The following is a 24,678-nucleotide window of genomic DNA, read 5'->3' as shown; positions in this document are numbered from 1 at the left end:
TTTTTGATGGCTGTATGATATTATTGAACAAAGATTTTATAGTCTTTGGTATACGTTGAATTGGTATATGAATTGCCATTAGGCTTTAAATATTTTTCAAATGAAAAAACACTATTAGTGATTTTTGGTGATTTTTGAAAATTAGTTTGGACCACTTCTAGTCGTTCATTTTGTGTGTTTTTTGAACTAGAATCATATGTTTTCTCAATTGATGAATTGAAAAAATAGACTTGTTTTAAAACTGCATGATCTTTTTTGTTTATGGATAATATAATTTTAGAAAAAGGAGTTTTTAAGGTCGTAGGTTTAGATAATACACATTCCCAATAGGTTCCTTTATCATCAATAGTTTTGGTTTCAAACTGTTCTAAAAACGCAGTAAACTGATTTTGGATTTTAAAAAAATCATCTGATGCTTTATCCATTTTTGAGTAGAGCATCATTTTTTCAGAATGACTTATTTTGATAAAAAACGAGTTTGTAATTATGATTTCAGAATTGCCCATTTTGAAGTAGTAATCAGATCCTTTTTTGATAAACTCACTTTTCTGTTCATCCTTTTTAACCATTGAAATACTGTCATTGTAAATGGTGTAAATAAGTTCAGTTTTGTAATCATCTAAGCTGTTTTGTTTCGAAACTACTTTTTCAATTACAAGGTCAAAACTTTGGGCGTTTGAGTAAGCAAAAGCCCAAAGCATGATAATTATGGTTGCTATTAATTGTTTCATTAGTTACTTGGTATTTCTGGAATTGTAGTTGCCGATCTTGTTTCTTGTATGGTCATGATACCTCTTTCGGTTTCTTTTTTCACTCGCACAAGACCGCCTTCATGGTCATACTCGTAAAATGTGGCATAATTATTTTCATCTAACTCAGACATGAGTCTGTAATTTTGATTGTCATATACAAATGATTTCATACTACCATTAAAAGGGTGTATTCGAACGTCATCAAAATAGCCTGGGTTATTTGAAACACTTATTAAACTAATATCTATATAAGTTATATTGCTATTAGATGGCACATCAAACTCACCGATAATTCTTTGCCAACCATCAATAATTTCACCGCTAGGGAAAAACTCTACATCCACACCAACTTGAACATCATCTAAGGTTTTAAATTGAACTATAGCTCCAATGCTTTCATAAGTAATAGGTTGAGCCTCTAATAACTCTTCTGGTGTTGTGCCACTATTTTGAATGTCAACTTTAGTCCAAGCAGAAAATATATAAGATTCATTCATCTTAGGGCTAAATGATGTACAATCTGGACAATAATCTTGAATTGTTGTACCTTCAATGGTGACGTTAAATACCTTGCCTTCAATTATTTCACCATCTTCAAGTACGCAATTAGAATAATCACCATCTACTATTAAATCATTAAATTCTGTAGATAAGACTTCTTTATTTAGGTTAGTTTCTGTTCCAAAAACAAAGTCAACATTAGTATTACTATTAGAATATGTCACTGTTGGAAATGCAGTAGTCCACGATGGAAAATGCTTAAATGAAAACATTAAATCTATTCCTGCTGGAGACCCATTACCTGAGGTTATTTCTTTGACGACATCACAAAGTTGAGGTACGTCTCCATTGGGAAGAATGATATAGGGTTTAATCGCTTCAAATTCGGGAATGGAGAAACATGGGTTTTCATTGTCGTTAATTATTGGGTCATTATTAATGACTAATAACCTTATGGCATTAACTAAATCAACAAGCAACTCGTTCACGTTTGGAGTACCGTCTTCTGGACAATTTCTAATTAGGGTTTTACGCATGGTCACTAAACCTTGGCTATTTATTTTCATACTTCTACTTCCTGTATGCGACTCGTCATCCACTATTTCAAAGTTTCCTCCAGGAGATTCATCAAAATAAAAATGACCCGAACCACAATCTTTTGGTCTTTCATCTTCAAAACCATCAAAACCAATCTCTCGATATTCAGAATTAGAAGCGACAGCTACAGGGAAATTATAGTTATAACCGTACTGTGCAGAAGAATATCTATTTAAGGCATCTTTGTTTTCTAATTCTATCCCATAAGGGCTGTATTGTGTGACTTGAGAGGCCGATGTCCAATTCGTTTCGTTAATAGTCCAGTTTCCTTGACCATCGGGAACATAAAACGGGCTGTAGTTTTCAAAAAAGCCAGATGTTTTAGGGTTATAATCATCATCGCCATTGTATCGTCCCGTTAAATAGGCATATGATTCTTGAGCGCGCCAATCTCCTTTAATATTGTACAGATAAGGATTAAAAGCATTAGGTCCTTCATGATTAAACAAAAGTTCTCCATCTTCAGAAAATTGTATTTCTGGTAAATTACAATCACATGGATTAGGCCAGATGTTGTCATACTTTATAGCCGATGCATTTACAATTCGTTGATCGTCCCATTGTGCTGCTTGAAAAGAGTTGGATGTTATAAAATCGTCTATAATGCCATCATCATTGTTGTCATAATCGCCATCGCCATCTAAATCTATGGGGTTTTTCATCAAAGTAATACTAGCCATAGTAGCGTTTTGAAGGTTACGATATCCAGATCGCATCACTTTTATTTTGAATGCGTCAGCAATGTATTCTCCATCTTCATCAATCATTTTAAAATCGTTTCCATCTACTTCTGTAATCCATCCCTTGTTTTCATTATTAAACAAAACTTCATCACCATCGTACAAATAATCTTCAGCATTAGAATAACTATAGGTATTGTTATTTGGTGAGTTTAAATAGAGATAAATACCCAAGTTTCTTGAGGCAGCTCCCATTCCGTCATAACTCCAGTAGGCCGGATAATTAAAATTGTAGTATTTGTCTTTGTATTCATTATCGGTTTCTGTTAATAAGACCTGACCCGTTTCAGCATCCCAAGCGATATTCTTGGTTGTCACTTCGGCACCCAAATCAAAAGCCTTTTTTTCAATTAGAATTCCTGATTTATGAATGGTCTTAGTTGTAGTAGCTGTTCTCAATCTTGTATCATGAAAGGCTAATTGCGGGATTGGGGTAACATTGGTTGCTGGAATTATGAAAGGCGGAAATGGTACTGGAAACAAGACCGTTGCGATATTGACATCTACACCATAAGTCTCGAGGCTACTATCAGATTGTCTAAAATCATTAATAACATTGTAGTCTACTCCTATGACTTTTTCTGAAACTTTTCCCTTATTGTTTATGACAGGGAGGCTGTTATTTAATTGCCCATTATCATCTATATTATAGTAATACTCCACTTTAGAAATAGGTGTATCCTGACTCGACATGGATTCACCAAATACTTTTTGCGATTTCATTTTACCGTCCATATCATTAGTGACTACGGTAAACCCTTGAGACATTGACAATCTTTTTTTAGTGACAAAATTTAAACCGAATAAAGAAGTGATTAATGAAATTCCTTGAGATGGAAAGTTAACTTCATTAGGATCTCCTAAGGTTGTATGCTTTGTTATGGTTGGAAAATCTTTCGAGGTATAAAACTCATTAATAACCTTACCTGTTCCATTTTCGCTTATTTGATATGTCGTATTATTGTTTTGATACGTTCCTCGGTCAAGGTTTTTTACGATAACCTTGCTGTAAGTTATTTTTGGCGAAGGAAAGAAAGATATTCCGAAAGGTTTTTCGGTGAAATTTTGATCCTGTGGCGCCAAGATCTTATCGCTATCTGGATTGTCATAAAATGGTTCAATAAATGGATTTTCTTTACCACCAAAAGGTTCAAATGTAGCTACACCATTTGAGCTGCCATCATCGTTATTATAAGTATATGTTTGACCATATGACATTTTATAGAGATCGCTATTAGCATTTTGATCATTTCCAGTCATTTTATCCCATTGATCAAACATTTCAATTTTTGAAACTCGCAGTCCGCCACCTATTTTAGCTTTATTAGGATTTTGTAGTCTAATCCAAGATTTTGTATCACTAAATTTTTGTGCGCATTCCAATTCTTTTAATTCTGTATTCGGATTTTGAAATACTCTGTAAGCGTTACCAATTAGTCCGCCAATGGTAGCAGCAATATCCAATACATTAAAGTTACTAACTTCATCTTGTCCATAAACCACTCTATTTAAATATTGACGTCCAAAATACCATCCTGCTTTAGAGAAAGGACTTTCGCCACCATCCTGATATTCGCTTTTCTTTATATGTACAAATTTTACAGGTATAGCGGCATATACTTTGCCACTATAATCATCAATATTTATAATTTTTGACTGATTAATTTTAAAGTACCCAGATACATAATCATAGGCATAGCTCTTATTCTTACTCATATTTATCAAAAACTTGAAATAAATGGGATCATCTATGATATCTGATAAGTATTTATCAATAAACTCATTCTCAGTAGGCAAGTTGTTTGTCTCTTCATGTGGTAATTCTACATAGATGTATTCTTTATCTACATTGGTTTCATATAAGAGATTTCGATTAGCGTTAGCCAATCCTGATGCTATATCATTAGTGACGCCAGCACCTCTAACTTTAAACATTTGTAGGGCTTTTTTGTTTTGAACATATGCATAATCGTCGGCTTCGTAATTCATTTCAATTTTACCTCCCGAAGGCAAATCTATTGAGGTCATTGTCCACGCCGTAGCATATTGATTTTCCAAAGTTCTATTGTCTTGTTCTACATAAGGAAATTCGGCAGTAGTTGGGTCGTCAAAATGATCGAGACCCATGTTATTTTCGCTAGGGTTCTTGTAGTTTCCCCATAAGTTATAGCCTTTGATATGATAATTAGGGTTATTATCGATATAGCCATCATTGTCTAAATCTTTTTCATAATTAAAGACATACGGTGTAAACTTCCCCATATTTGAACCTCTATAGGAAAAATAAACACTCCTTAAGGTAAGCTTACCTCCAAGATCACCATCAAAATTACTTTCATTTTCATCTAAAACATTATCACTTGGATCATTATTAGGAACACCTTGGCAAAGTGTATAATCGTATTCGAAATGAGCTATCTTGATAGCACTTCTGGCTCTTGTGCTTTCAGGGATAAGATTAAAATCTGTAGTTTCCGTAAGCTTAGCGTATTCCGGCTTTGAGTACAAGTAGATTTTGTCAATTTGCTTCATGAGTGCAGATGAATTTGACAAACCTCCATTTTCTCCATCAACACCATAACCATCATTTCTGTCTTTAAGTTCAAATATGGCAATATGTGTTTTGGTTTCTATTTTGTTTACATAGAACAGTTCTTTTTCACCATACACATAATTACCCATATCATCACCTTGTAAAGAATTTAGCCCTTTATTAGAAGATGCCGAAAATGATTCAAATGGTACTCTCCAATTGTAATCTTCTGGGTCTGAGTAGTGAATTTTAGTATAAGCTCCAAGATCGTCATCTGTTGGACCGTTACCGGTTAAATCTTCATAATCTGAGGATAGTACTTCAGATAACAAATAGGTATGTGCATAAGCAGGTGTGGTGACTCTGTTGAAATAATTATCTATTCCTCTGCTATTGCTTGTACTATTGTCATTACTTTCATAACCTGTCAATTCTTGACTAGCAACTGTATTTTGAGCAAGACCTCTACCAGAGGTGTTAAATGTAGTTTCAATTTTTTTAGTATTGTAAGCTGGTTGACCAAAAACGTAAGTGCTTCCATCGGGTTGTAAAATTCTAGTTTCTACATTATGGTGATCTTTTGCAAGCGTATTGATTTTAGGAGCATTTTCCGTTGTATAATTTGAATAGTACTTTGACGCTTCCTTTTGTGAAATAGATTGAATGGCTTGATTTCGTAACAAGCGTTCAGATCGATTAATTTTGTTTGTTAACTCAGTGGCCTGTAAACCAAAATTTGCAGAATTCGTTGTTAGTTCACCCGTTCCAACTAAATATTTATTGGAGACACTTCTTTTATTTAGATTGCTTCCTTCTAATTTAATTTTAATAGGCTCTTCACCTCCTAATTGTTCTACTAACAGGTTATAGTCGTTATCAACATTGAGTTCTCCAATTGATTTATAGAATACTTTTTCATAATTGGGATCGTTGTTATTGCTCTGGATAAAATTACCTCTAGCATGATTTTCTGAAGTCCATAATCCTGTGGATGAATTTGATGGCGAATATCTAAACTCTACTCCAGAATGAACCAAATTACCTACACCTAGTTCTATACCTAAAAAAGCATCTTGACTTATATCTTTATCATATTTATCATGCACGTATCCAACTTGGCTTCGGCGTGGCTGATACATGCCAGAAATACCTTGTCCATTTATAGAGTAGAGATCATAGGTGTAATTAGTGACAGGTAATACATTTATATTTTTTGTAATTGTACGATCATTTTCTCTGTTGAAATCTAAAATATCATTTTTGGAAGCATTATCGGTATAGTTAAATCCGTATGCGTGTTCTGTCTTCGTTTTTTCGGCTAATGATTGTTCAGTAGCATATATGTATAATTCAAATTGACCTTCTAAGAAGAAAAACTCAGCACCCAGAGCCCCATTTGCCGATATGTTTCTGTTAATTAATTTATTCCTTTTTGTTGGTGTATATGTTGTTGGTAAAAATGACTTCGTCGAACTTCCTCCTAAACCATTTGCGGTTACTCTTTGTGTACCAGTATAACCGTATAAACCATTTCTTTTAATCCAGTCTTTATTGAGGCTTGGTGTAATAGATAATGAGGTTAATCCCTGCCTGGAGTTAAACGTTGTTCCTATTGCTGCACCTAAGCTAAAAGCTTTATCTCCAAATTTGTTACTATTCAAACTCAAACTAGGAGATAATGTAACACCTTGTGTGCTAGAATTACTTAGATTAGCACCTATTTGTACATTTTTTGACATTTGAAAGCTCACACCACTTGTTGCAGAGTATGACCAACCCGTGTAATTATTATAGTCAATTCCTAAACCTGCACCAAAATCAAATCCTACAGGAACATCTACACCAGCAAAAGCAGGGTGAAACATCACGTTAGCGCCAACTGTTTTGTTATCTTTTAGATTGTTTTCATAAGTTAATTCATCTCCATTAAAATCATCTGGTAACCCTCTAATTTGACGGTTAATTTGACCAACATTCAAATTCCATCCTAAACCTACCCATGACGCTTCTTGATCCATCGTGACCCCAGAATCATATGAAAGATTTAAAGGATATCCTCCCACATCCATTATAGGTATATTGTAATTGAAATCTCCAGAAGATAAGTTTACCATGTCTGAAGTTCCAATAGGTGTAAATGAATTAAATTCTGGCTGAGATGGTCCACCAGTTAATGCAAATAGGTTAGTTGGCTGAACTGTGGTAAGAAATAATTGAATGGCTAAATAGCATGCGATTATTTTTGAAGACTTTCCGGTTCTAATAGAGTGAATCATAATGTTTGTATTATAATTTGACGTTATTGAGTGATGTTAAATTAAAAATTGCGACTTTTCATTAATAACCTTATAGGATATAATGAAAGCTTATATTTATGACAAGTGATTTTACGGTATAGACAAACTATATCCTTTCAGATTGATTAATGAAATCTGTTAAAAACACCAATTAAAAAATAATTCTAATGTTGTTATTTTGTTTGACATAACAACTCTTACATTCTCTTTAAATAATAGATTAGTCCTATTATTATTTAGAATCTTCGCCAGATCTTATCGCACCTAATTAAAAAGGGAAAGTATAAATGCAAACAACTGAGATCCATCTCTTTCATTAAATGAAAGGAGTTGATTAATAGCTTATGTCAGCATAAACTTACAAATAAAAAGCTAAAAAAAGTAAGAAATGTATTACGGATTTTCCGTAATTTTTTTAAGGAAATTACCTACATTAATGAAGAGCATTCAGTAGATTAATTTTAAGTTATGAATAACAACAAAAGCCATGAATATGTAATCATGGCTTTTGTTGTTTCTAAATAGTTAAATAACCCTTAGACTTTATTTGAAGGCATTAAGACCTGTAACATCTAACCCAGTAATCAGTAAATGAATATCATGAGTTCCTTCGTAAGTGATCACACTTTCAAGATTCATAGAGTGACGCATAATACTATATTCTCCTGTAATTCCCATTCCGCCTAACATTTGTCGAGCTTCACGAGCAATATGAATAGCCATATCTACATTGTTACGTTTAGCCATAGAAATCTGTGCAGAAGTAGCAGTGCCATTTTCGCGCATAACACCTAAACGCCATGCTAATAATTGTGCTTTAGTGATTTCGGTAATCATTTCAGCTAACTTCTTTTGTTGTAATTGGAATTGACCAATTGGTTTTCCAAATTGCATACGTTCTTTACTATAGCGTAAAGCAGTGTCATAGCAATCCATTGCAGCACCAATAGCACCCCAAGCAATACCAAAACGAGCAGAATCTAAGCATCCAAGTGGTGCGCCTAGTCCAGATTTGTTAGGTAATAAATTCGCTTTTGGAACTTTAACATTGTCAAAAATTAGTTCTCCAGTCGCACTTGCGCGAAGCGACCATTTATTATGTGTTTCAGGTGTTGAAAACCCTTCCATACCGCGTTCTACTATAAGCCCGTGAATACGACCCTCTTCATTTTTGGCCCATACAACAGCAATTTGGCAAAACGGAGCATTAGAAATCCACATTTTTGCACCATTTAAAAGATAATGGTCTCCCATATCTTTATAATTAGTAGTCATTCCTCCAGGATTACTTCCATGGTCAGGTTCGGTTAAACCAAAGGATCCCATCCATTCTCCAGAGGCCAATTTTGGTAAAAACTTTTGACGTTGTTCTTCAGTTCCATACTTCCAAATAGGATACATGACAAGAGACGATTGTACTGATGCAGTGCTTCTCACACCCGAATCACCACGTTCAATTTCTTGCATAATTAATCCATAAGAAATTTGATCCAGTCCAGCACCTCCATACTCTGCAGGAATATAAGGGCCAAAAGCACCTATTTCTGCTAAACCACCAATAATTTGTGTAGGAAATTCAGCTTTTTGAGCATACTCTTCTATGATAGGTGATACATCACGTTTTACCCAATCTCTAGCTGCATCTCGTACTAATTTATGTTCTTCAGAAAGTAATTCGTCAAGATTGTAATAATCAGGTGCTTCAAATAAATCTGGTTTCATTTGTGTTCTATTTATAAATGTAAAATACTCTTGTTAATACTCGAGCCTATTTAAGTTATTTTGTTTGGGTAACAAAAATAACGAAAACGTTTTCTTAAAACTACATTTTCAAATAAAAATCCTTAGTCAAATTGATATACTCATCAGTATATTGATGACGTGCAGTTTCAATGACCAATTCAGAGAATTTAGGGTGCGTTTCCGTAAAAGAAAGTTCTATCAAACTACGTTTTATATCTGCAGAAGGCGATCCTTTAACATGTGTGATTCGTTTCGGAAAAAGGTCAAATGTTGTGGCAAGATCTATAAAACGCTGCTCTTCGTAAAACGGTATGATTAGTGAAAATAGTCCATTTTTATTAAGAAGAGTGGAGACACTTTCTAATAAATGTTCAAAAGGCATTGCATCTTGAAAACGAGCAAGGTCACGTTGCGTGTTTTCCGTTTTATAATTTTCGGCATAAAAAGGAGGATTGCAAATAATAAGATCATAGTCATCTTCAATTTCTTCTGCAAATTCTTGAAGAGAGGCGTGGTAACAGAACAACCGATCGTTCCAAGGTGACTGCTCAAAATTATTTACGCATTGCTCATATGCTTTGTCATCAATCTCAAGAGCCTCAATAACTTCGGCCTGACTTCGTTGCGCTAATATTAAAGCTAAAATACCTGTTCCAGCACCAATATCTAATATTGAAAATGGATAACCTTCTAATGAAGTCCAAGCACCAAGTAAAACACCATCAGTCCCAATTTTCATAGCACATTGGTCTTGGTTTACGATAAATTGCTTGAATTGAAAAGGTTTATTCATCTAAATATAAATCAATCAATCCCTCTGGAGTTTCAACATAAATCGTCTTATTATTTTTATCTACTTTAGTAATGAATTCATCATTCATTGGGATTAAGATTTCAATACCATTGCGATCAATTTCAAATAGTGATTGCGCTGTCGAATCGTTAACCGATTTAATAATACCGACATGACCAAAACTTTTGTCTTCGACCTTAAAACCTATGATCTCATGAAAATAAAACTTATCACCATCTAATTTTGGCAGAAATTCAAGCGGTAAATACAAGTCACTTTTAATAAGTGCATCTGCATCTTCTTCGGTGTCAACATCTTCAAACTTAATGCGTAACAGTTCAGATTTATGAAGTTGAGACGATTCAATAAAGAACGGAACAAGGTTGTTACGAAGATCAACAAAAACAGAATCCATATGCTCATAAAGATTAGGCTCATCAGTATCTAATTTAACTAATAACTCACCTTTGAAGCTGTATTTTTTTACAATTTTACCAAGAAAGAAGCAGTCTTTTTTTTGCATTTCAAGTCTATTTTTAAGAAAATGCTGGAACTAATCCGCGTTTTAAATAAAAAACCCAGACACAAATGGTCTGGGTTTAAAAGTATAAAAAATAATTTTTTATTCTTCTTCGTTTGAAGCTGTTGCTTCACCTTCAGCTTGCGCTTCTTCTGTAGTTTCTTCTTCAACAACAGGGGCTGCAGCTGCAATTCTTGCTTCATTAACTGCTTTCTCAGCGGCTAATGCTTCAGCTTTCGCTTTCGCTTCAGCTTTAGATAAACCGTCAGCTTTCGCTTGTACTTTTGCTGCTTTTTCTTCTAACCAAGCATCGAACTTCGCTTGAGCTTGCTCTTCAGTTAAAGCGCCTTTTTTTACACCACCAGCTAAGTGGTTCTTAAGCATTGCACCTTTATAAGATAAAATTGCTCTGGCTGTATCAGTTGGTTGTGCACCATTCTGTAACCATGTTACTGCTCCATCAACATTTAATTCTACTGTTGCAGGATTAGTGTTTGGATTGTAAGCACCTAATTTTTCTAAGTATTTACCATCTCTTTTAGAACGTGCATCTGCTGCAACGATCCAATAATAAGGTTTCCCTTTTTTACCGTGTCTTTGTAATCTAATTTTTACAGGCATAAATTTAATTAATTTGTGAGGTTCGCGACCTCGATTATTAATGAGGCGCAAAGATAACACAATAATTTAATTCTCAACATTTTATTTGAAATTAAGTAATATTGAAATTTTATTATACTTTTGGGTGTTCTAAAACGTTATGTTTAACCTAAATACACCTCAAGTTTAGATTTGAGAAAGAAAAATAAAGCAATGAAAAGATTAGCAATACTTCTTGTAACTGTATTTACCTTAGTGAGTTGTGGAGATGAGGTTGAGTTTAATTCGCCTGGATTTCAAGGAAATAGAGAATATGGACTTTGGAGAGCAGAATTTACCAATGCAGTAATAGACGACAGTGGTTTTTTAGTTATTACAGCTAGTAATAATTCTGAAACTGTAATTCTTAAATTACCTTCAGTAAATGTAGGGACTTATGTACTCGGAAATGTGAATTCTAGAGAAGGACGTTATATTGATGGAAACGGTACTGTTTTTTCTACAAATAATCCTCCAGATCCGAGTGTATCCATTTATCCTGAATTAGGCTTTGTGAAAATAGACGAAGTTAGTAACAATACATTTACTGGAACTTTTGAGTTTTTGGCCTTTGATGAATCTGGACTAAATTCTATCGGTTATAATGAAGGTGTGTTTTTTAGAGTTCCTTTAATTGCAGGAACTATCACTTCCGGAGCGCCAACATGTGAAGAAACCGAAGCGGCATCTGCTAATGCCTTGACAGCATACGAATCTACGTTTGCGTCAACTTTAGAATATATAGATAGTGATGCATATATCAACGCTTGTAATCTTTATACTCAAGCCTTACAGAGTCAAAAAAGTATTTGTGGCGATACCGATGGAAGTATTCAAACATTAATTGATAACTTAAATGATTGCGTGTTTCCATGTACTCTAGCTACTCAAAATAGAGATACGGCTCAAGCTGCCTTTGAAGCTGCTACTATAGCCAACTATATTGATGCTTGTGAAAATTACAGAACATTCTTAGAAGAGCAAATTGAATTTTGTGGTGATACCGATGGAAGTATTCAAGCTGTTATCGATGGCTTAGATTGTAATGACGATGATAGTGATGGGATTCCTAATAATTTTGAAGATTTTGATGGTGATGGTGATTTAACTAATGACGATACCGACGGAGACGGAATACCTAATTATATGGACGATGACGATGATGGTGATGGTGTATTAACTATAGATGAAGCTAAAGATGCCGACGGAAACCCTGCTGATACAGATGGTGATACAGATGTTGATTATTTAGACAATGATGACGATGGTGATGGAATCTTTACTCAATTTGAAACAGGAGATACTGATGGAGATGGCACGGCAGATTATTTAGATAATGATGACGATGGTGATGGCACGTTAACCGCAGATGAAAATGCAGATCCAAATATGGATGGAGACCCAGCAGATGCTGTTGATACAGACGCTGATACCATTCCTGATTATTTGGATGATATGTAATAGATATTTTATCATATAGAAAAAGCAGCCGATCGGCTGCTTTTTTTGTTAAAAACTGTTCATAACTTTCACTTTAAATAAGACGAGTTTCTTCGTAATTTTATGGACTTACTTTTGAAGTTTTTCTTCGGAAGAGAACTCCTTAAAATTGAAATAGCTACATGTATTTAATTTTCGATACCGAGACGACTGGATTACCAAAGCGATGGGATGCACCAATTACAGATGTTGATAATTGGCCTAGATGTATTCAAATTGCTTGGCAACTTCATGACGAGATGGGAAACTGTATCGATCACCAAGATTATTTAGTGCAACCAGAAGGGTTTAATATTCCTTATGATGCAGAGAAAATACATGGAATTTCTACCGAGTTAGCTCAGGAACAAGGAGTGCCGCTTCGAGAGGTTCTGGATAAATTTAATATAGCGCTATCAAAAACGAAGTTTGTGGTTGGGCAAAACGTCACTTTTGATCTCAACATCATGGGAGCAGAATTTGTAAGAGAAGATCTTGCAAATCAACTTCAAGAACTTCCAGTATTAGACACCTGTACCGAGTATACTGCCGAGCTTTGTAAAATTCCGGGAGGACGTGGTGGTAAGTTTAAATTACCAACTTTAACAGAGTTGCATCAGTTTTTATTTAATACACCTTTTGCCGAAGCGCATAATGCAACAGCAGATGTTGAGGCGACAACACGTTGCTTTTTTGAATTGGTACGTTTAGGTGAGTATACCAAAGAACAATTAGACGTTCAACCCGATTATTTTCAACGTTTTAATGAAGAGAATCCGCAAGCCATTCAGCTTATAGGTCTAAAGCATATTAACCTAAAAAAGGAAAGTGCTAAAATTAATGAGCGTCTACAGAAGTTGCAAAAAGATGATATTTCCGAAGCAGAAATAAAAGGGAATATTTCAGATTTGGCCGATGTTGATTTTGTTCACTTACATAACCATTCTCAGTTTTCAGTATTACAGTCTACTATTAGTATTTCAGATCTTGTAGCAGAGGCTGCAGAGCATAATATGCCAGCTGTAGCATTGACAGATCATGCGAATATGATGGGTGCTTTTCACTTTGTTAAAGCAGTTAATAACCATAATAAATCTGTTAAAGCCAAACATGCCGAAGCAGAAGAAAAGGGAGAAACTACGAATGCAAATGAAATAAAGCCAATTATTGGATGTGAATTTTTTGTTTGTGAAGATCACACAGATAAAACAAGAAAAGATAATGGATATCAAATTGTACTTATTGCCAAGAACAAAAATGGATATCACAATCTAGCTAAGTTGTCCTCTCATGCCTTCGTAGATGGATTTTATTATTTACCGAGAATTGATAAAAAACTCATTCAGCAATACAAAGAAGATTTAATTTGTCTCACAGGAAACCTTTATGGTGAAGTGCCAAGTAAAGTATTAAATATTGGCGAAAATCAAGCTGAAGATGCCTTGATATGGTGGAAGCAAGAATTTGGCGAAGATCTTTATGTGGAAGTAATGCGTCATAATCAGGAGGATGAAAATCGAGTTAATCCTGTATTGATAAAATTGGCTCATAAACACGATGTCAAGATCGTTGCTACAAATAATACCTATTACTGTAAACAAAAAGATGCTAATGCTCATGACATTCTATTGTGTGTTAAAGATGGTGAGAAGCAATCAACACCTATAGGTCGCGGACGAGGGTATCGTTATGGATTACCTAACCAAGAGTATTATTTCAAATCGTCTGAAGACATGAAAACGCTCTTTAGAGACCTTCCAGAAGCTATTACTAATATTCAGGATGTAGTGGATAAGGTAGAAGCGTTTGAATTGGCTCGAGATGTGTTATTACCTGCATTTGACATTCCAGATCAATTTAAAGATGATGCCGATTTGGCCGATGGCGGAAAACGTGGTGAGAATGCCTATCTTAAACATTTAACCTACGAAGGTGCAAAAAAAAGATATGACGAATTAACCGATGATATAAAAGAACGTCTTGACTTTGAGTTGAGTGTTATAGAGAACACTGGATATCCAGGTTACTTTTTAATTGTAGAGGATTTTATTCGTGAAGCACGTAATATGGATGTATCTGTTGGGCCAGGTCGTGGTTCTGCTGCTGGATCTGTAGTTGCTTACTGTTTATGGATTACCAATATTGACCCTTTAAAGTATGACCTGCTTTTTGAGCGTTTTTTAAATCCAGATCGTATAAGCATGCCAGATATTGATATCGATTTTGATGATGAAGGTCGAAGTCGAGTAATGGACTATGTGATTGAAAAATACGGAGCCAATCAAGTCGCACAAATCATCACTTACGGAACGATGGCTGCAAAGTCATCTATTCGTGATACAGCTAGAGTTTTAGATCTACCTCTATTTGATGCAGACCGAATTGCAAAGTTGATTCCTACCATGTCTAAATTGAATAAAATTTTTGGTTTAGATGAAAAGGAATTAGGTAAGAAATTTCGAGCTGAAGATTTAGAGAAAGTCAATCAGTTACTCAATATTGCAGATGGTGATGATCTCGAATCTGAAACTGTAAATCTTGCAAGAACATTAGAAGGTTCGGTTCGTAATACCGGAATTCACGCGTGTGGTGTGATTATTACTCCGGATGATATTACCAAATTCGTTCCTGTTTCGACTGCGAAAGATTCTGATTTGTATGTTACCCAATTTGATAACTCTGTTGTTGAAGACGCTGGATTACTGAAGATGGATTTCTTAGGGTTAAAAACCTTGACTTTAATCAAGGATACGGTTAAAATCGTAAAAGCAAAACACGATATTTTGCTCGATCCAGAAAACTTCCCTTTAGATGATGAAAAAACATACGAACTATTCCAAAGAGGAGAAACAGTAGGTGTATTTCAATATGAGTCTCCCGGAATGCAAAAACATCTTAGAGATTTAAAACCAACGGTTTTTGAAGATTTAATCGCTATGAATGCGCTTTATCGTCCAGGACCAATGGAATATATCCCGAGTTTTGTACGTCGTAAGCATGGCGATGAAGAGATTGATTATGATCTTCCTGCGATGGAAGAATATCTCAAAGAAACCTATGGGATTACGGTGTATCAAGAGCAGGTAATGTTGTTATCACAAAAACTAGCAGATTTCACCAAAGGTGAAGCCGATGTACTTCGTAAGGCAATGGGTAAAAAACAAATCGCGGTTCTCGATAAGATGAAACCAAAATTTATTGACCAAGCGAGTGCTAATGGCCATGATGCAAAAGTTCTAGAGAAAGTATGGAAAGATTGGGAAGCCTTTGCAAGTTATGCGTTTAACAAATCGCATTCTACATGTTATGCATGGATTGCCTATCAAACAGCCTATTTAAAAGCTCATTATCCAGCCGAATATATGGCAGCTGTACTGTCTAATAATATGAATGACATCAAGCAAGTGACCTTCTTTATGGAAGAATGTAAACGTATGCGATTGGAAGTTTTAGGTCCAGATGTCAATGAATCGTATTATAAGTTTTCGGTAAATCAAAATGGTGCTGTTCGTTTTGGAATGGGAGCTATAAAAGGTGTTGGTCATGGTGCTGTGAAAACGATTGTAAAAAACCGTAAAGAAGATGGGCCCTATAAATCTATTTTTGATATGGCAAAGCGTATTGATTTACGTGCGGCCAATAAAAAAGCGTTTGAGAATTTAGCTTTAGCAGGCGGTTTTGATGGTTTTGGAGATACACATCGTGCACAATATTTTCATGATGAAGGTGATGGTATTACCTTTTTAGAGAAAGCCATTAAGTATGGCGCAAAGCATCAGGAGAATGAAAATTCTGCTCAAGTGAGTTTGTTTGGAGCTGCAAGTGATGTTCAAATTGCTGAACCTATTGTTCCACCATGTGAAGAATGGGGAACTATGGAAAAGTTAGCTCAAGAAAAAGAAGTTGTTGGCGTTTATATTTCTGGTCATCCGTTAGATGATTTTAAAGTGGAAATGAAAACCTTTTGTAATGGTACTTTAGCACTTTTCAATGAACTGGAAAACTATGTGAATCGTGAATTAACGTTTGGAGGTGTAGTAACAGATGTGCAACATCGTGTTAGTAAACAAGGTAAAGGCTGGGCTATTTTTATGGTTGAAGATTATACTGATAGTTTTGAGTTTAGAATCTTTGGAGAAGAATATTTAAAGTATCGTCATTTTTTGGTTAAGAATAGCTTTATCTATGTAAGAGCTTTTGTTAGAGAAGGTTGGGTCAATAGAGATACGGGTAAAAAGAGTGATCCAAGATTACAGTTTAATAATTTTCAATTGTTACATGATGTGATGGATACCTATGCTAAGAAGTTATCTATCCAATTAAACATAAGAGATTTACAAGAACAACGTATCTCTATATTACAAGATTTGTTTAGACTACATCAAGGAGAAAAAGCCCTCAATTTTATTGTTTACGACAACGATGAAAAGATCAAACTTAACATGCCAAGTCGCAAACAAAAAGTGAAAATTTCTCAAGAGCTTTTAAACGAATTGGAAACTAATGATGTGAGGTATAAGTTGAATTAGTTTGATGTTAACTGAGATGATCTTTTAACCGGTGAGCAATAAACATATCCCAAGTAGTTGAGCATACCTCATAACAATCAATGTCTGGCGTTAGACCAACTTGATGAAAGTTAATTATTGTTTTGGAATCGATTTCTGTAATTTTCCAATGTAAGACGTGGCCAATCCATTCTTTGTTGAAATCGGGCTCACCATCAATGCATTTCCAAATGATTTCGTTATTTGGTGTAAATTCTAATATTTTAAAGGTCCACCAATAACCATTCTCAAAATGAATCGTAAAGTGTCCACCTTCTTTTTGAACTGAGTCGCTTGTTCTTGACCACCACAAATGAATATGATCTGTAAGTGCTTTAAAGGCTTCTTTAGGTGAAGCTGATATGTCTATTTGCTTGTTGTAATCTGTATTTACATGATTCACAGGTTTGTTGTTAAGCATCTTTTGAGGTGTTTAAGAAGTGATCTAAATTATCTAACGAGTTATCCCAGAACTGTTCATAGAATGTCATCCATTTGCTTAATTCTTTTAAAGGTTTAGCATTAGCATTACAAAAGCGTTCACGACCCTTGGTATCTAAATGAACCAATCCAGCATCTTCTAAGGTTTTAATATGTTTAGTAACTCCTTGTCTGGTCATTTCGAACTGATTGGATATTTGAGTGATTGATAAAGCCGAACTGGCAATCACCAAGGCGTGAAAAATTTCGCGCCTTGTTGGATCTGCCACAGCTTTAAAAAGCGTTGTTAGTCTATCCTGCATTGACTACTGTTTTTAGATAATCGGTTAATAAATTAACACAGTTGTCCCAGCCACCATTAAAACTTTCAAACATGGCTATAGCTGTTTCTCCACCATAGTTTGAAATTCCGGAGTGTTCCAAATACAATTTTGTGCCCTCTGCTACAGATTCTAAGGTCCATGTGACAGTGGTTTCTACTTTGGTGTCGGCAACAATCCATGTATAGGCTAATACATAAGGATTTGCTTCTTTTACGGTACCACTAATTGTGGTACAACCTTTTTCATTGGGCTCCGAAGTAAATGTGTATTGGTATCCTTTTTCGGCTTTAAAGTCGGCTTGAATAAACCAAGCTGAAATTTCTTCTGCTTTTGAAATAGCATCCCACACTTTTTCGATGGGATGAACAAATACTTTTTCTTTAGTGATACTATCTTTCATAATATTCGATTTTTTGATTAATATGCAACTTTATGGTTGCTAAAGTATACTAAATTATATTAATACGCAACTTTATGGTTGCATTTTAACATTTTGAATGCGCAAAGGATGGAGCAATTGTTGGAGCTCCTCAAAGAGAGCGACTTGTGAGAGCCTGGTTTATGCGCCCAAATTATGGCTATATAACCAATCAATAACCTTATAATCAAAACAAATACTGTCATTGTAAGGTTTGGCAAAATTTTTGACTAATTTTGTGTATTAAATTAAAACGAAGTTAAACATAGATAATATAATTATGGCATTAGAAATAACAGATGCAACGTTTGAAGAAACAGTATTAAAGAGTGATAAACCAGTAATGGTTGATTTTTGGGCTGCTTGGTGTGGACCATGTAGAATGGTTGGACCAATCATTGATGAAATTAGCACAGAGTACGACGGTAAGGCTGTTGTAGGTAAAGTAGATGTAGATGCAAATCAAGAATTTGCTGCTAAGTATGGTGTGCGTAACATCCCAACTGTTTTAGTTTTCCAAAATGGAGAAGTGGTTGGACGTCAAGTAGGTGTTGCACCTAAAAATGCTTATACAGAAGCTATCGATTCTTTATTGTAAGAATTAATTAGATATAATCTAAAAGAAATGATAAAAGGTTTGCCATTATGGTGAACCTTTTTTTATTTTTAATGCAAATAAACACAAGATGACAAAAAAATCGAAAACACAAGATGTAATAGATAGTAAACTATTAGAAGAGCGTAAAGTATTTTTATGGGGAATGGTAGATGACGATTCGGCAAAACATGTTATAGATAGACTATTGTATTTAGACTCTTTAGAGACGAAAGACATCCATTTATATATCAACAGTCCTGGAGGTTATGTCACTTCTGGATTTGCTATGTATGACTGTATTAAATCGTTAAATAGCGATGTATCTACTATTTGTACTGGATTGGCGGCATCTATGGGATCTATTCTACTATCTGTTGGTACAAAAGGTAAACGTTTTATACAACCACATGCTAGAGTTATGATACATCAACCAAGTGGTGGTGCTCGCGGACAAGCTAGTGATATAGAGATTACGGCTCAAGAGATTATAAAGACCAAGGAGCTAAGTGCAAAAATCTTAGCCGAAAATTGTGGTCAAACAGTTGAACAGGTCATGAAAGACTTTAATCGTGATCATTGGATGGGAGCCAAGGAATCAAAGGCTTACGGTATTGTTGATGGCATTTTAAAATAACAGATGAATTTACAGGCAGAACTTAATAAAGCAGGCGGCTTTAAAAACTTGGAACTCCTTGCTAAGCAAGTAGTAGAAGGTTTTATTGCTGGGATGCATAAGAGTCCGTTTCACGGCTTTTCCGCAGAGTTTGCCGAACATAAGATATATAATCAAGGCGAAAGTACGCGTCATATAGATTGGAAGCTGTATGCTAAAACAGATAAGCTTTATACAAAACGTTATGATGATGAGACCAACTTACGCTGTCATCTTATTGTAGACAATAGTAGTTCGATGCATTATCCTGAACTCAAAGATTTTAGTATCTCTAATCTTAATAAAATAGGCTTTTCGGCATTAGCATCGGCATCATTGATGCATATTTTAAAAAAGCAACGGGATGCTGTAGGTTTAAGTATTTATAGTGATGCTTATGATTATTATGCACCTGAAAAGGGTAGTGAACGTCATCATCAAATGTTACTAAGTCAGTTGAGTAACATGGTGGTTTCAAAGCAATTAAATAAGACCACTGAGACCTATACCTACTTGCATCAAATTGCAGAGAATATTCATAGGCGATCGTTGATTTTCTTTTTTACAGATATGTTGCAAACGTCGACAGATGATGTCAAGTTATTTGAAGCCTTACGGCATTTGAAATATAACAAGCATGAAGTGGTGCTATTTCATGTGATTGATAAAGAGAAAGAATTGAAATTTGATTTTGACAATTCGCCTAAACGATTTATAGATGTTGAAACAAACGAATACATTAATTTGTATCCAGATACAGTAAAAGAAGGGTATGAAAATGCTGTTGAAGACTACTTTAAGAGTATACGATTAAAGTGCGGACAATATCAAATTAAATATGTAGAAGCTGATATCAATAAATCCTTTGATAAGATATTGACGACCTATATGGTCGAACGTCAAAAATTTATTTAAATTTTTGATAAAAAATTGTCATAAAATATTTGTGATATTAAAAATCGAATGTATATTTGCCCTCGCAATAAAGCAACGGTCTGGTAGTTCAGTTGGTTAGAATGTCGCCCTGTCACGGCGAAGGTCGCGGGTTCGAGTCCCGTCCAGACCGCTAAAATTGCAAGAGCCTTAAGAGATTAGGGCTTTTTTTTGCAATAAAGATTAGTTGTGTTGTTCTAGGAGAAATCCTAGAGTTGTGAGAACCTCAATGTTGTTGAGTTCTTACCGATGAGAAGCTTTCCTTTTTTTGAGTAATCAAAAATCGGGATGCTTTTTTGTTTTAAGAGGATTTAGTTTTGTTCTATTACGTTCACAGTACTCTCAAAACTGGAATCATTTAAGGTATTGATTTTAATATCGGTAAAAGCATATTCAAAAACCTCTTCACCTTGAGTAAATGTGGCTTTTTTAAATATGTTGAGGCTGTTTAGTAGCTCCCAGTTTTCATACGCAATCACTACCTTGTCTTGATCTGGTCCAGGAAAAATTTCGAAACCAAGTGGCTGATAAGTCTCAAAGGCATAATAAAAGTTGACAGGAGACTTAACAGCATTTAGGAATGTAATCTTAAAAGCGTTTTGATCTTTAAATGGTACGATGCCATCAAATGAGGCTTTAGTAAAACGATCTTCCGGAAAAAGACTTAACCAATGTAATTCGTGCCCTTGAACAAAGGTCTTGGTGGCTGCGCTAAGACTATCAGTGTATGTTTTTGTATTGACGTTATAACTCCAGGAGTTTTGCTCTCCTTGTTTCATAATATAGTGATTGGCACCAGATTGCTGTTCCATTTTACTTCCTTTATGGTTGGATAAAATAAGCGTTTTAAAGTCTCTATTATCTGGCGCTTTGCATTCGGCCATAGCATATAGTGACTGTATGGTATCGCTAGCATTTGTATAATCTCGAGCATAATCTAATATCACTTTTGCACTAATTGATTGAGTAGCTTCAGTATTGGTGGTGCTTATGATTTTCCATTCGCCATTAACCTTTCTTAAGGTGCTTTGCCATGCTACAACCCAAAAAACAGGCACTTTGTTTAAAATACCTCTTATAGTTGCCGAATTACTATAGGTAGCTAAAGTGGCATCTTCGGAAATTTGAATAATTGGTTCATCACGCATAACCATGTCCTTAAACTCCATTTGATCTAAATAGGCTTGTGTTGGAGGAATGGCTTCTTCTTTATGTTGTGTTGTTATTTGACCATATCGTATGTCATACCATTCATTAGCATTAGGTTCATAGAATAGATTCGCATCTTGATTATAATGTGCTTGAGTAACGAGATCAATTTGTGCTTTTATGTATTCCTTCTCTTGATTAATGTCTCTTGATTTTTGGCATGAAAAGAATAATACAATAAGGAGGAGATAACAAGAAAATTTCATTTTGGAAGGTATTAATCTTCTCAAATGTAGCTAATAGTATTTCAAATTTGTATAAACTTATGTTAAGTAAGTCCCTAAAAAAGGGAGTATACATTTGAAAATTTTCTATTATACAGAATGGAGTTATTAACAGTTAATGAACAATAAATATTTAAAATCGCGTATTTAATCGATAAAAAATAACTTTTCGTCGGATATTTTTTTGTTTATCTCCTAAAAAGCACTATGTTTGAAGTCCTTCATAAGCCCCTAAATTCACTTATCAAGGTATTTTATTAATCCATTTCATGTTTAGATGCATTTGCGCGTTTAAATTTCCCTCAATTTTATAGGCATAGTTATGCCAAAAAAGTTAATAATCCATTCTTCCCTCGATTGGCATTTTTTGATGCCCTAATATTATTAACATAATTTAAAAATTGAATCTATAATCCCTAAAAACGAAAAACATGAAAACCCTGAAAATTACTTTTCTACTACTTGCAGTATTATTATTAACAGTTTCTGGACAAAGCAGTGACTCTGTAGCAGATAACTCTAATGAGCCTACTTACAAGACTCAAAAGCAGTATGATTTATTAGCTCATGCTAAAAAGAAAGCTAAGTTACAACCTCAAGGATAAAATCCTTTATGAAACTAAAAAAAAGCCCTTATTATAATAAGGGCTTTTTTTTGTGGAGATTATCTATAAATTTATTCTAACTTTGATTAAGTAAACTGTAACTTTTCAATTTTGGTTAAGTATTCTATTTCTCTTTTATGCCTTTTATTATCTTTTATATCTTTATCTCAAGATAAGAATGAGAAACTCGATAGAGTTTTGAATTTAAGAGAGAAATCTAAAAACTTTGATTACAGTCTTCAAGAACGATTAAACTTTGCGATTCAATCGTCTCAACTAGCTGAAGAAATTGGCAATGATTCTACAATTTTAAGAAGTAATAGGCAACTTGCCTTATTGTATTTTAATACTGAACAATACGACAAATATATAAGTACAAATAAGGCCAATGCAAAGATTGCAGAAAAATTGAATGACTCGAATGCCATAGCAATTGCAAATGATAATTTAGCCGTATACTTTCATTCTAATCAAGAAAATGATAGTGCATATTATTATTACTCAAAAGCTTTAAAATATTACAGTAATAATAGATTTGCATCTAAGGGTACTATTTTGTTAAATATTGCCGACCTGCAGGATACAGAGAAGGACTATTTTGGTAGTGAAGAAAATGCTATAAGTGCTCTTAAAATATTTGAAAATCTACCAGAAACAGAAGATAATCTAGACAATCTATGGATTTTAAATAACCTCATTGGGATTATTTCACTCAAATTAGGTAATTATGATAAATCTTTAGAGTATCACGACAAAGCTGAGAAAGTTAGCAGTAAGATGAGGAATGGTTTTTATAATAAAATTTATTCCACTAATAATAAGGCTTTCGTCTATCGAAAAAAAGAAAATTATTCAAAAGCCATAGAGTTATATTCTAGCTTGATAGAGATTAAAGATCAGTATGATGCGTATGACCCCACGTTTTATCCTCTTGTTGTTGATAATTTGGCGTACACAAAATTGGTTGCAGGTTCTAAAGATTATGAAGAAATGGAACGTTTGTTCAATGAAGCTTATCATATAAGTGATACCTTAGATGATGCGACAACTAAACTTCAAGTGAGTATTGACTTGTCAAAGTTCTACTTTCAGCAGAAAAAAACTGATTCGTCGTTAAAATATGCTGATGCCTCTTATAAAATAGCCAAAAGCATTTCTTCCAATGAGATACTACTTGATGCATTAAAAATTCTTTCTAAACTTAAAAAAGGTGAAGAAGGGAAGAAGTACTTGTATGAACATATTAGATTAGGTGATAGCTTACTACTTGTTGAGCGTTCTGTAAGAAATAAATACGCACGTATAAAATATGATACCGATAACGTCGAAAAAGCAAATGCAAGAATGTCTCAACAATTAATGTGGTTGCTGGCAATTTCAGGAGCTTTATTAGTCACTTTATTTTTATTGTATATCATCATTACACAACGTGCTAAGAACAAAGAACTAAAGTTTGAAAAGGATCAGCAAAAAGCAAATGAAGAGATTTATAACCTCATGTTATCACAACAAGACAAAGTTGATGAGGCTAGAGCCAATGAGAAGAAGCGAATTTCAGAAGAATTGCACGATGGCATATTAGGACGACTTTTTGGGACGCGATTGAGTTTGGATAGTTTGAATTTTTCCGAAGGACAAGACGCTATAAAGAATAGAGCTACCTATATTAAGGAACTTATGACCATCGAGAATGATATTAGAAAAGTTTCCCATGATTTAAATACCGATTTCGTTTCAGGCTCTGGATTTATGGATATTGTTTCAGAACTTATAGAGAAACAAACCTTAGCTTACCAACTAGAATCATCGTTTAACTATACCGATGATATCAATTGGGAAAGTGTTCCAAATAAAACTAAAATCAACATTTATAGGATTATACAGGAATCACTTCAAAATATTTATAAACATGCCAATGCTAATGCTGTAAAAATTAGCATTCAATTAAAAAATAATGTAATTTGCTTATCCATTACAGATGATGGAGATGGTTTTGATGTCAATAAAAGTAAAAAAGGTATTGGCCTTAAAAACATAAACTCTAGAGTAAACGAGGTGGAAGGGAAAGCTGAGTTTAACTCTATTTTAAAAGAAGGGACAGAGGTTAGTATTATTATACCTTACAAAAATTAAT

At 34.3% G+C, this 24,678-nt stretch carries 17 protein-coding genes and 1 tRNA gene; 8 read left to right on the top strand and 10 right to left on the bottom strand.

The window, feature by feature from the left end:
• Positions 1-20: 20 nt before the first annotated feature.
• From Q0783_RS02280 to Q0783_RS02255, 6 genes are all read right to left on the bottom strand, one after another.
• The gene (locus tag Q0783_RS02280; RefSeq protein WP_298892935.1) at positions 21-731 is read right to left on the bottom strand and encodes a hypothetical protein; all 711 of its coding nucleotides are present in this window, start codon (positions 729-731) and stop codon (positions 21-23) included.
• A complete protein-coding gene (locus tag Q0783_RS02275; RefSeq protein ID WP_298892933.1) occupies positions 731-7,399 on the bottom strand; it encodes a hypothetical protein in 6,669 nt (2,222 codons plus the stop codon). Before Q0783_RS02275 ends, Q0783_RS02280 begins: the two co-directional genes overlap by 1 nt.
• A gap of 564 nt (positions 7,400-7,963) precedes the next feature.
• Positions 7,964-9,142, bottom strand: a complete 1,179-nt coding sequence (locus Q0783_RS02270) for an acyl-CoA dehydrogenase family protein (protein WP_298892931.1) — start codon at positions 9,140-9,142, stop codon at positions 7,964-7,966.
• A 100-nt stretch (positions 9,143-9,242) separates the two neighbouring features.
• Complete coding sequence (locus Q0783_RS02265; protein ID WP_298892929.1) at positions 9,243-9,956, bottom strand: methyltransferase; 714 nt, start codon at positions 9,954-9,956, stop codon at positions 9,243-9,245.
• A complete protein-coding gene (gene rimM / locus Q0783_RS02260) occupies positions 9,949-10,479 on the bottom strand; it encodes a ribosome maturation factor RimM (protein WP_298892928.1) in 531 nt (176 codons plus the stop codon). The genes Q0783_RS02265 and rimM overlap by 8 nt, the downstream gene beginning before the upstream one ends.
• A 99-nt stretch (positions 10,480-10,578) precedes the next feature.
• Positions 10,579-11,097, bottom strand: coding sequence for a 30S ribosomal protein S16 (locus Q0783_RS02255; RefSeq protein WP_298892926.1), 519 nt, complete (start codon positions 11,095-11,097; stop codon positions 10,579-10,581).
• Between the two features lie 192 nt (positions 11,098-11,289).
• Here Q0783_RS02255 and Q0783_RS02250 point away from each other — a divergent pair, with 192 nt between their 5' ends.
• On the top strand, positions 11,290-12,576 hold the full coding sequence (locus Q0783_RS02250) for a DUF6252 family protein (RefSeq protein ID WP_298892925.1): 1,287 nt from the start codon (positions 11,290-11,292) through the stop codon (positions 12,574-12,576).
• Between the two features lie 161 nt (positions 12,577-12,737).
• Positions 12,738-17,123 carry a DNA polymerase III subunit alpha gene (dnaE, locus tag Q0783_RS02245; RefSeq protein ID WP_298892923.1) on the top strand — a complete coding sequence of 1,462 codons (4,386 nt, stop codon included), beginning with the start codon at positions 12,738-12,740 and terminating at the stop codon, positions 17,121-17,123.
• A 7-nt stretch (positions 17,124-17,130) separates the two neighbouring features.
• Here the strand turns inward: dnaE and Q0783_RS02240 are convergent, their stop codons facing one another.
• Genes Q0783_RS02240 through Q0783_RS02230 form a run of 3 tightly spaced genes read right to left on the bottom strand, consistent with a single transcriptional unit; the run spans position 17,131 to position 18,305 of the window.
• A complete protein-coding gene (locus Q0783_RS02240) occupies positions 17,131-17,562 on the bottom strand; it encodes an SRPBCC domain-containing protein (RefSeq protein WP_298892921.1) in 432 nt (143 codons plus the stop codon).
• Positions 17,555-17,884, bottom strand: a complete 330-nt coding sequence (locus Q0783_RS02235) for a metalloregulator ArsR/SmtB family transcription factor (protein WP_298754401.1) — start codon at positions 17,882-17,884, stop codon at positions 17,555-17,557. Before Q0783_RS02235 ends, Q0783_RS02240 begins: the two co-directional genes overlap by 8 nt.
• Positions 17,874-18,305, bottom strand: coding sequence for an SRPBCC domain-containing protein (locus Q0783_RS02230; protein ID WP_298892919.1), 432 nt, complete (start codon positions 18,303-18,305; stop codon positions 17,874-17,876). Before Q0783_RS02230 ends, Q0783_RS02235 begins: the two co-directional genes overlap by 11 nt.
• A 295-nt stretch (positions 18,306-18,600) precedes the next feature.
• On the opposite strand from Q0783_RS02230, the gene trxA reads away from it, so the two are divergent.
• From trxA to Q0783_RS02210, 4 genes are all read left to right on the top strand, one after another.
• Positions 18,601-18,921, top strand: coding sequence for a thioredoxin (trxA, locus tag Q0783_RS02225; protein ID WP_298755187.1), 321 nt, complete (start codon positions 18,601-18,603; stop codon positions 18,919-18,921).
• An 88-nt stretch (positions 18,922-19,009) separates the two neighbouring features.
• Positions 19,010-19,555, top strand: a complete 546-nt coding sequence (locus Q0783_RS02220) for an ATP-dependent Clp protease proteolytic subunit (protein WP_298754405.1) — start codon at positions 19,010-19,012, stop codon at positions 19,553-19,555.
• A 3-nt stretch (positions 19,556-19,558) separates the two neighbouring features.
• Positions 19,559-20,488 (top strand): DUF58 domain-containing protein, encoded by a 930-nt coding sequence (locus Q0783_RS02215; protein ID WP_298892917.1) that lies wholly within the window; start codon positions 19,559-19,561, stop codon positions 20,486-20,488.
• A 77-nt stretch (positions 20,489-20,565) separates the two neighbouring features.
• Positions 20,566-20,639 (top strand) — tRNA-Asp (locus Q0783_RS02210).
• Between the two features lie 178 nt (positions 20,640-20,817).
• Here the strand turns inward: Q0783_RS02210 and Q0783_RS02205 are convergent.
• Positions 20,818-21,921 (bottom strand): hypothetical protein, encoded by a 1,104-nt coding sequence (locus tag Q0783_RS02205; RefSeq protein ID WP_298892914.1) that lies wholly within the window; start codon positions 21,919-21,921, stop codon positions 20,818-20,820.
• 449 nt (positions 21,922-22,370) lie between these two features.
• Here Q0783_RS02205 and Q0783_RS02200 point away from each other — a divergent pair, with 449 nt between their 5' ends.
• Both Q0783_RS02200 and Q0783_RS02195 read left to right on the top strand, forming a co-directional pair.
• Positions 22,371-22,544, top strand: a complete 174-nt coding sequence (locus Q0783_RS02200; protein WP_298892912.1) for a hypothetical protein — start codon at positions 22,371-22,373, stop codon at positions 22,542-22,544.
• A 198-nt stretch (positions 22,545-22,742) separates the two neighbouring features.
• A complete protein-coding gene (locus Q0783_RS02195) occupies positions 22,743-24,677 on the top strand; it encodes a tetratricopeptide repeat protein (RefSeq protein WP_298892911.1) in 1,935 nt (644 codons plus the stop codon).
• The last annotated feature ends 1 nt before the right edge of the window (position 24,678 follow it).

This window comes from uncultured Psychroserpens sp., from assembly GCF_947500255.1.
Taxonomy (GTDB): domain Bacteria; phylum Bacteroidota; class Bacteroidia; order Flavobacteriales; family Flavobacteriaceae; genus Psychroserpens.
The sequence above is the reverse complement of the archived record's forward strand: the minus strand, read 5'-3'. Positions and strand labels throughout refer to the sequence as shown.

Excerpts from the sequence above, each read along its gene's own strand:
- Q0783_RS02280 (WP_298892935.1), bottom strand. The coding sequence starts at position 731 with ATGAAACAATTAATAGCAACCATAATTATCATGCTTTGGGCTTTTGCT.
- Q0783_RS02275 (WP_298892933.1), bottom strand. The coding sequence starts at position 7,399 with ATGATTCACTCTATTAGAACCGGAAAGTCTTCAAAAATAATCGCATGC.
- Q0783_RS02270 (WP_298892931.1), bottom strand. The coding sequence starts at position 9,142 with ATGAAACCAGATTTATTTGAAGCACCTGATTATTACAATCTTGACGAA.
- Q0783_RS02265 (WP_298892929.1), bottom strand. The coding sequence starts at position 9,956 with ATGAATAAACCTTTTCAATTCAAGCAATTTATCGTAAACCAAGACCAA.
- rimM (WP_298892928.1), bottom strand. The coding sequence starts at position 10,479 with ATGCAAAAAAAAGACTGCTTCTTTCTTGGTAAAATTGTAAAAAAATAC.
- Q0783_RS02255 (WP_298892926.1), bottom strand. The coding sequence starts at position 11,097 with ATGCCTGTAAAAATTAGATTACAAAGACACGGTAAAAAAGGGAAACCT.
- Q0783_RS02250 (WP_298892925.1), top strand. The coding sequence starts at position 11,290 with ATGAAAAGATTAGCAATACTTCTTGTAACTGTATTTACCTTAGTGAGT.
- dnaE (WP_298892923.1), top strand. The coding sequence starts at position 12,738 with ATGTATTTAATTTTCGATACCGAGACGACTGGATTACCAAAGCGATGG.
- Q0783_RS02240 (WP_298892921.1), bottom strand. The coding sequence starts at position 17,562 with ATGCTTAACAACAAACCTGTGAATCATGTAAATACAGATTACAACAAG.
- Q0783_RS02235 (WP_298754401.1), bottom strand. The coding sequence starts at position 17,884 with ATGCAGGATAGACTAACAACGCTTTTTAAAGCTGTGGCAGATCCAACA.
- Q0783_RS02230 (WP_298892919.1), bottom strand. The coding sequence starts at position 18,305 with ATGAAAGATAGTATCACTAAAGAAAAAGTATTTGTTCATCCCATCGAA.
- Q0783_RS02220 (WP_298754405.1), top strand. The coding sequence starts at position 19,010 with ATGACAAAAAAATCGAAAACACAAGATGTAATAGATAGTAAACTATTA.
- Q0783_RS02215 (WP_298892917.1), top strand. The coding sequence starts at position 19,559 with ATGAATTTACAGGCAGAACTTAATAAAGCAGGCGGCTTTAAAAACTTG.
- Q0783_RS02205 (WP_298892914.1), bottom strand. The coding sequence starts at position 21,921 with ATGAAATTTTCTTGTTATCTCCTCCTTATTGTATTATTCTTTTCATGC.
- Q0783_RS02200 (WP_298892912.1), top strand. The coding sequence starts at position 22,371 with ATGAAAACCCTGAAAATTACTTTTCTACTACTTGCAGTATTATTATTA.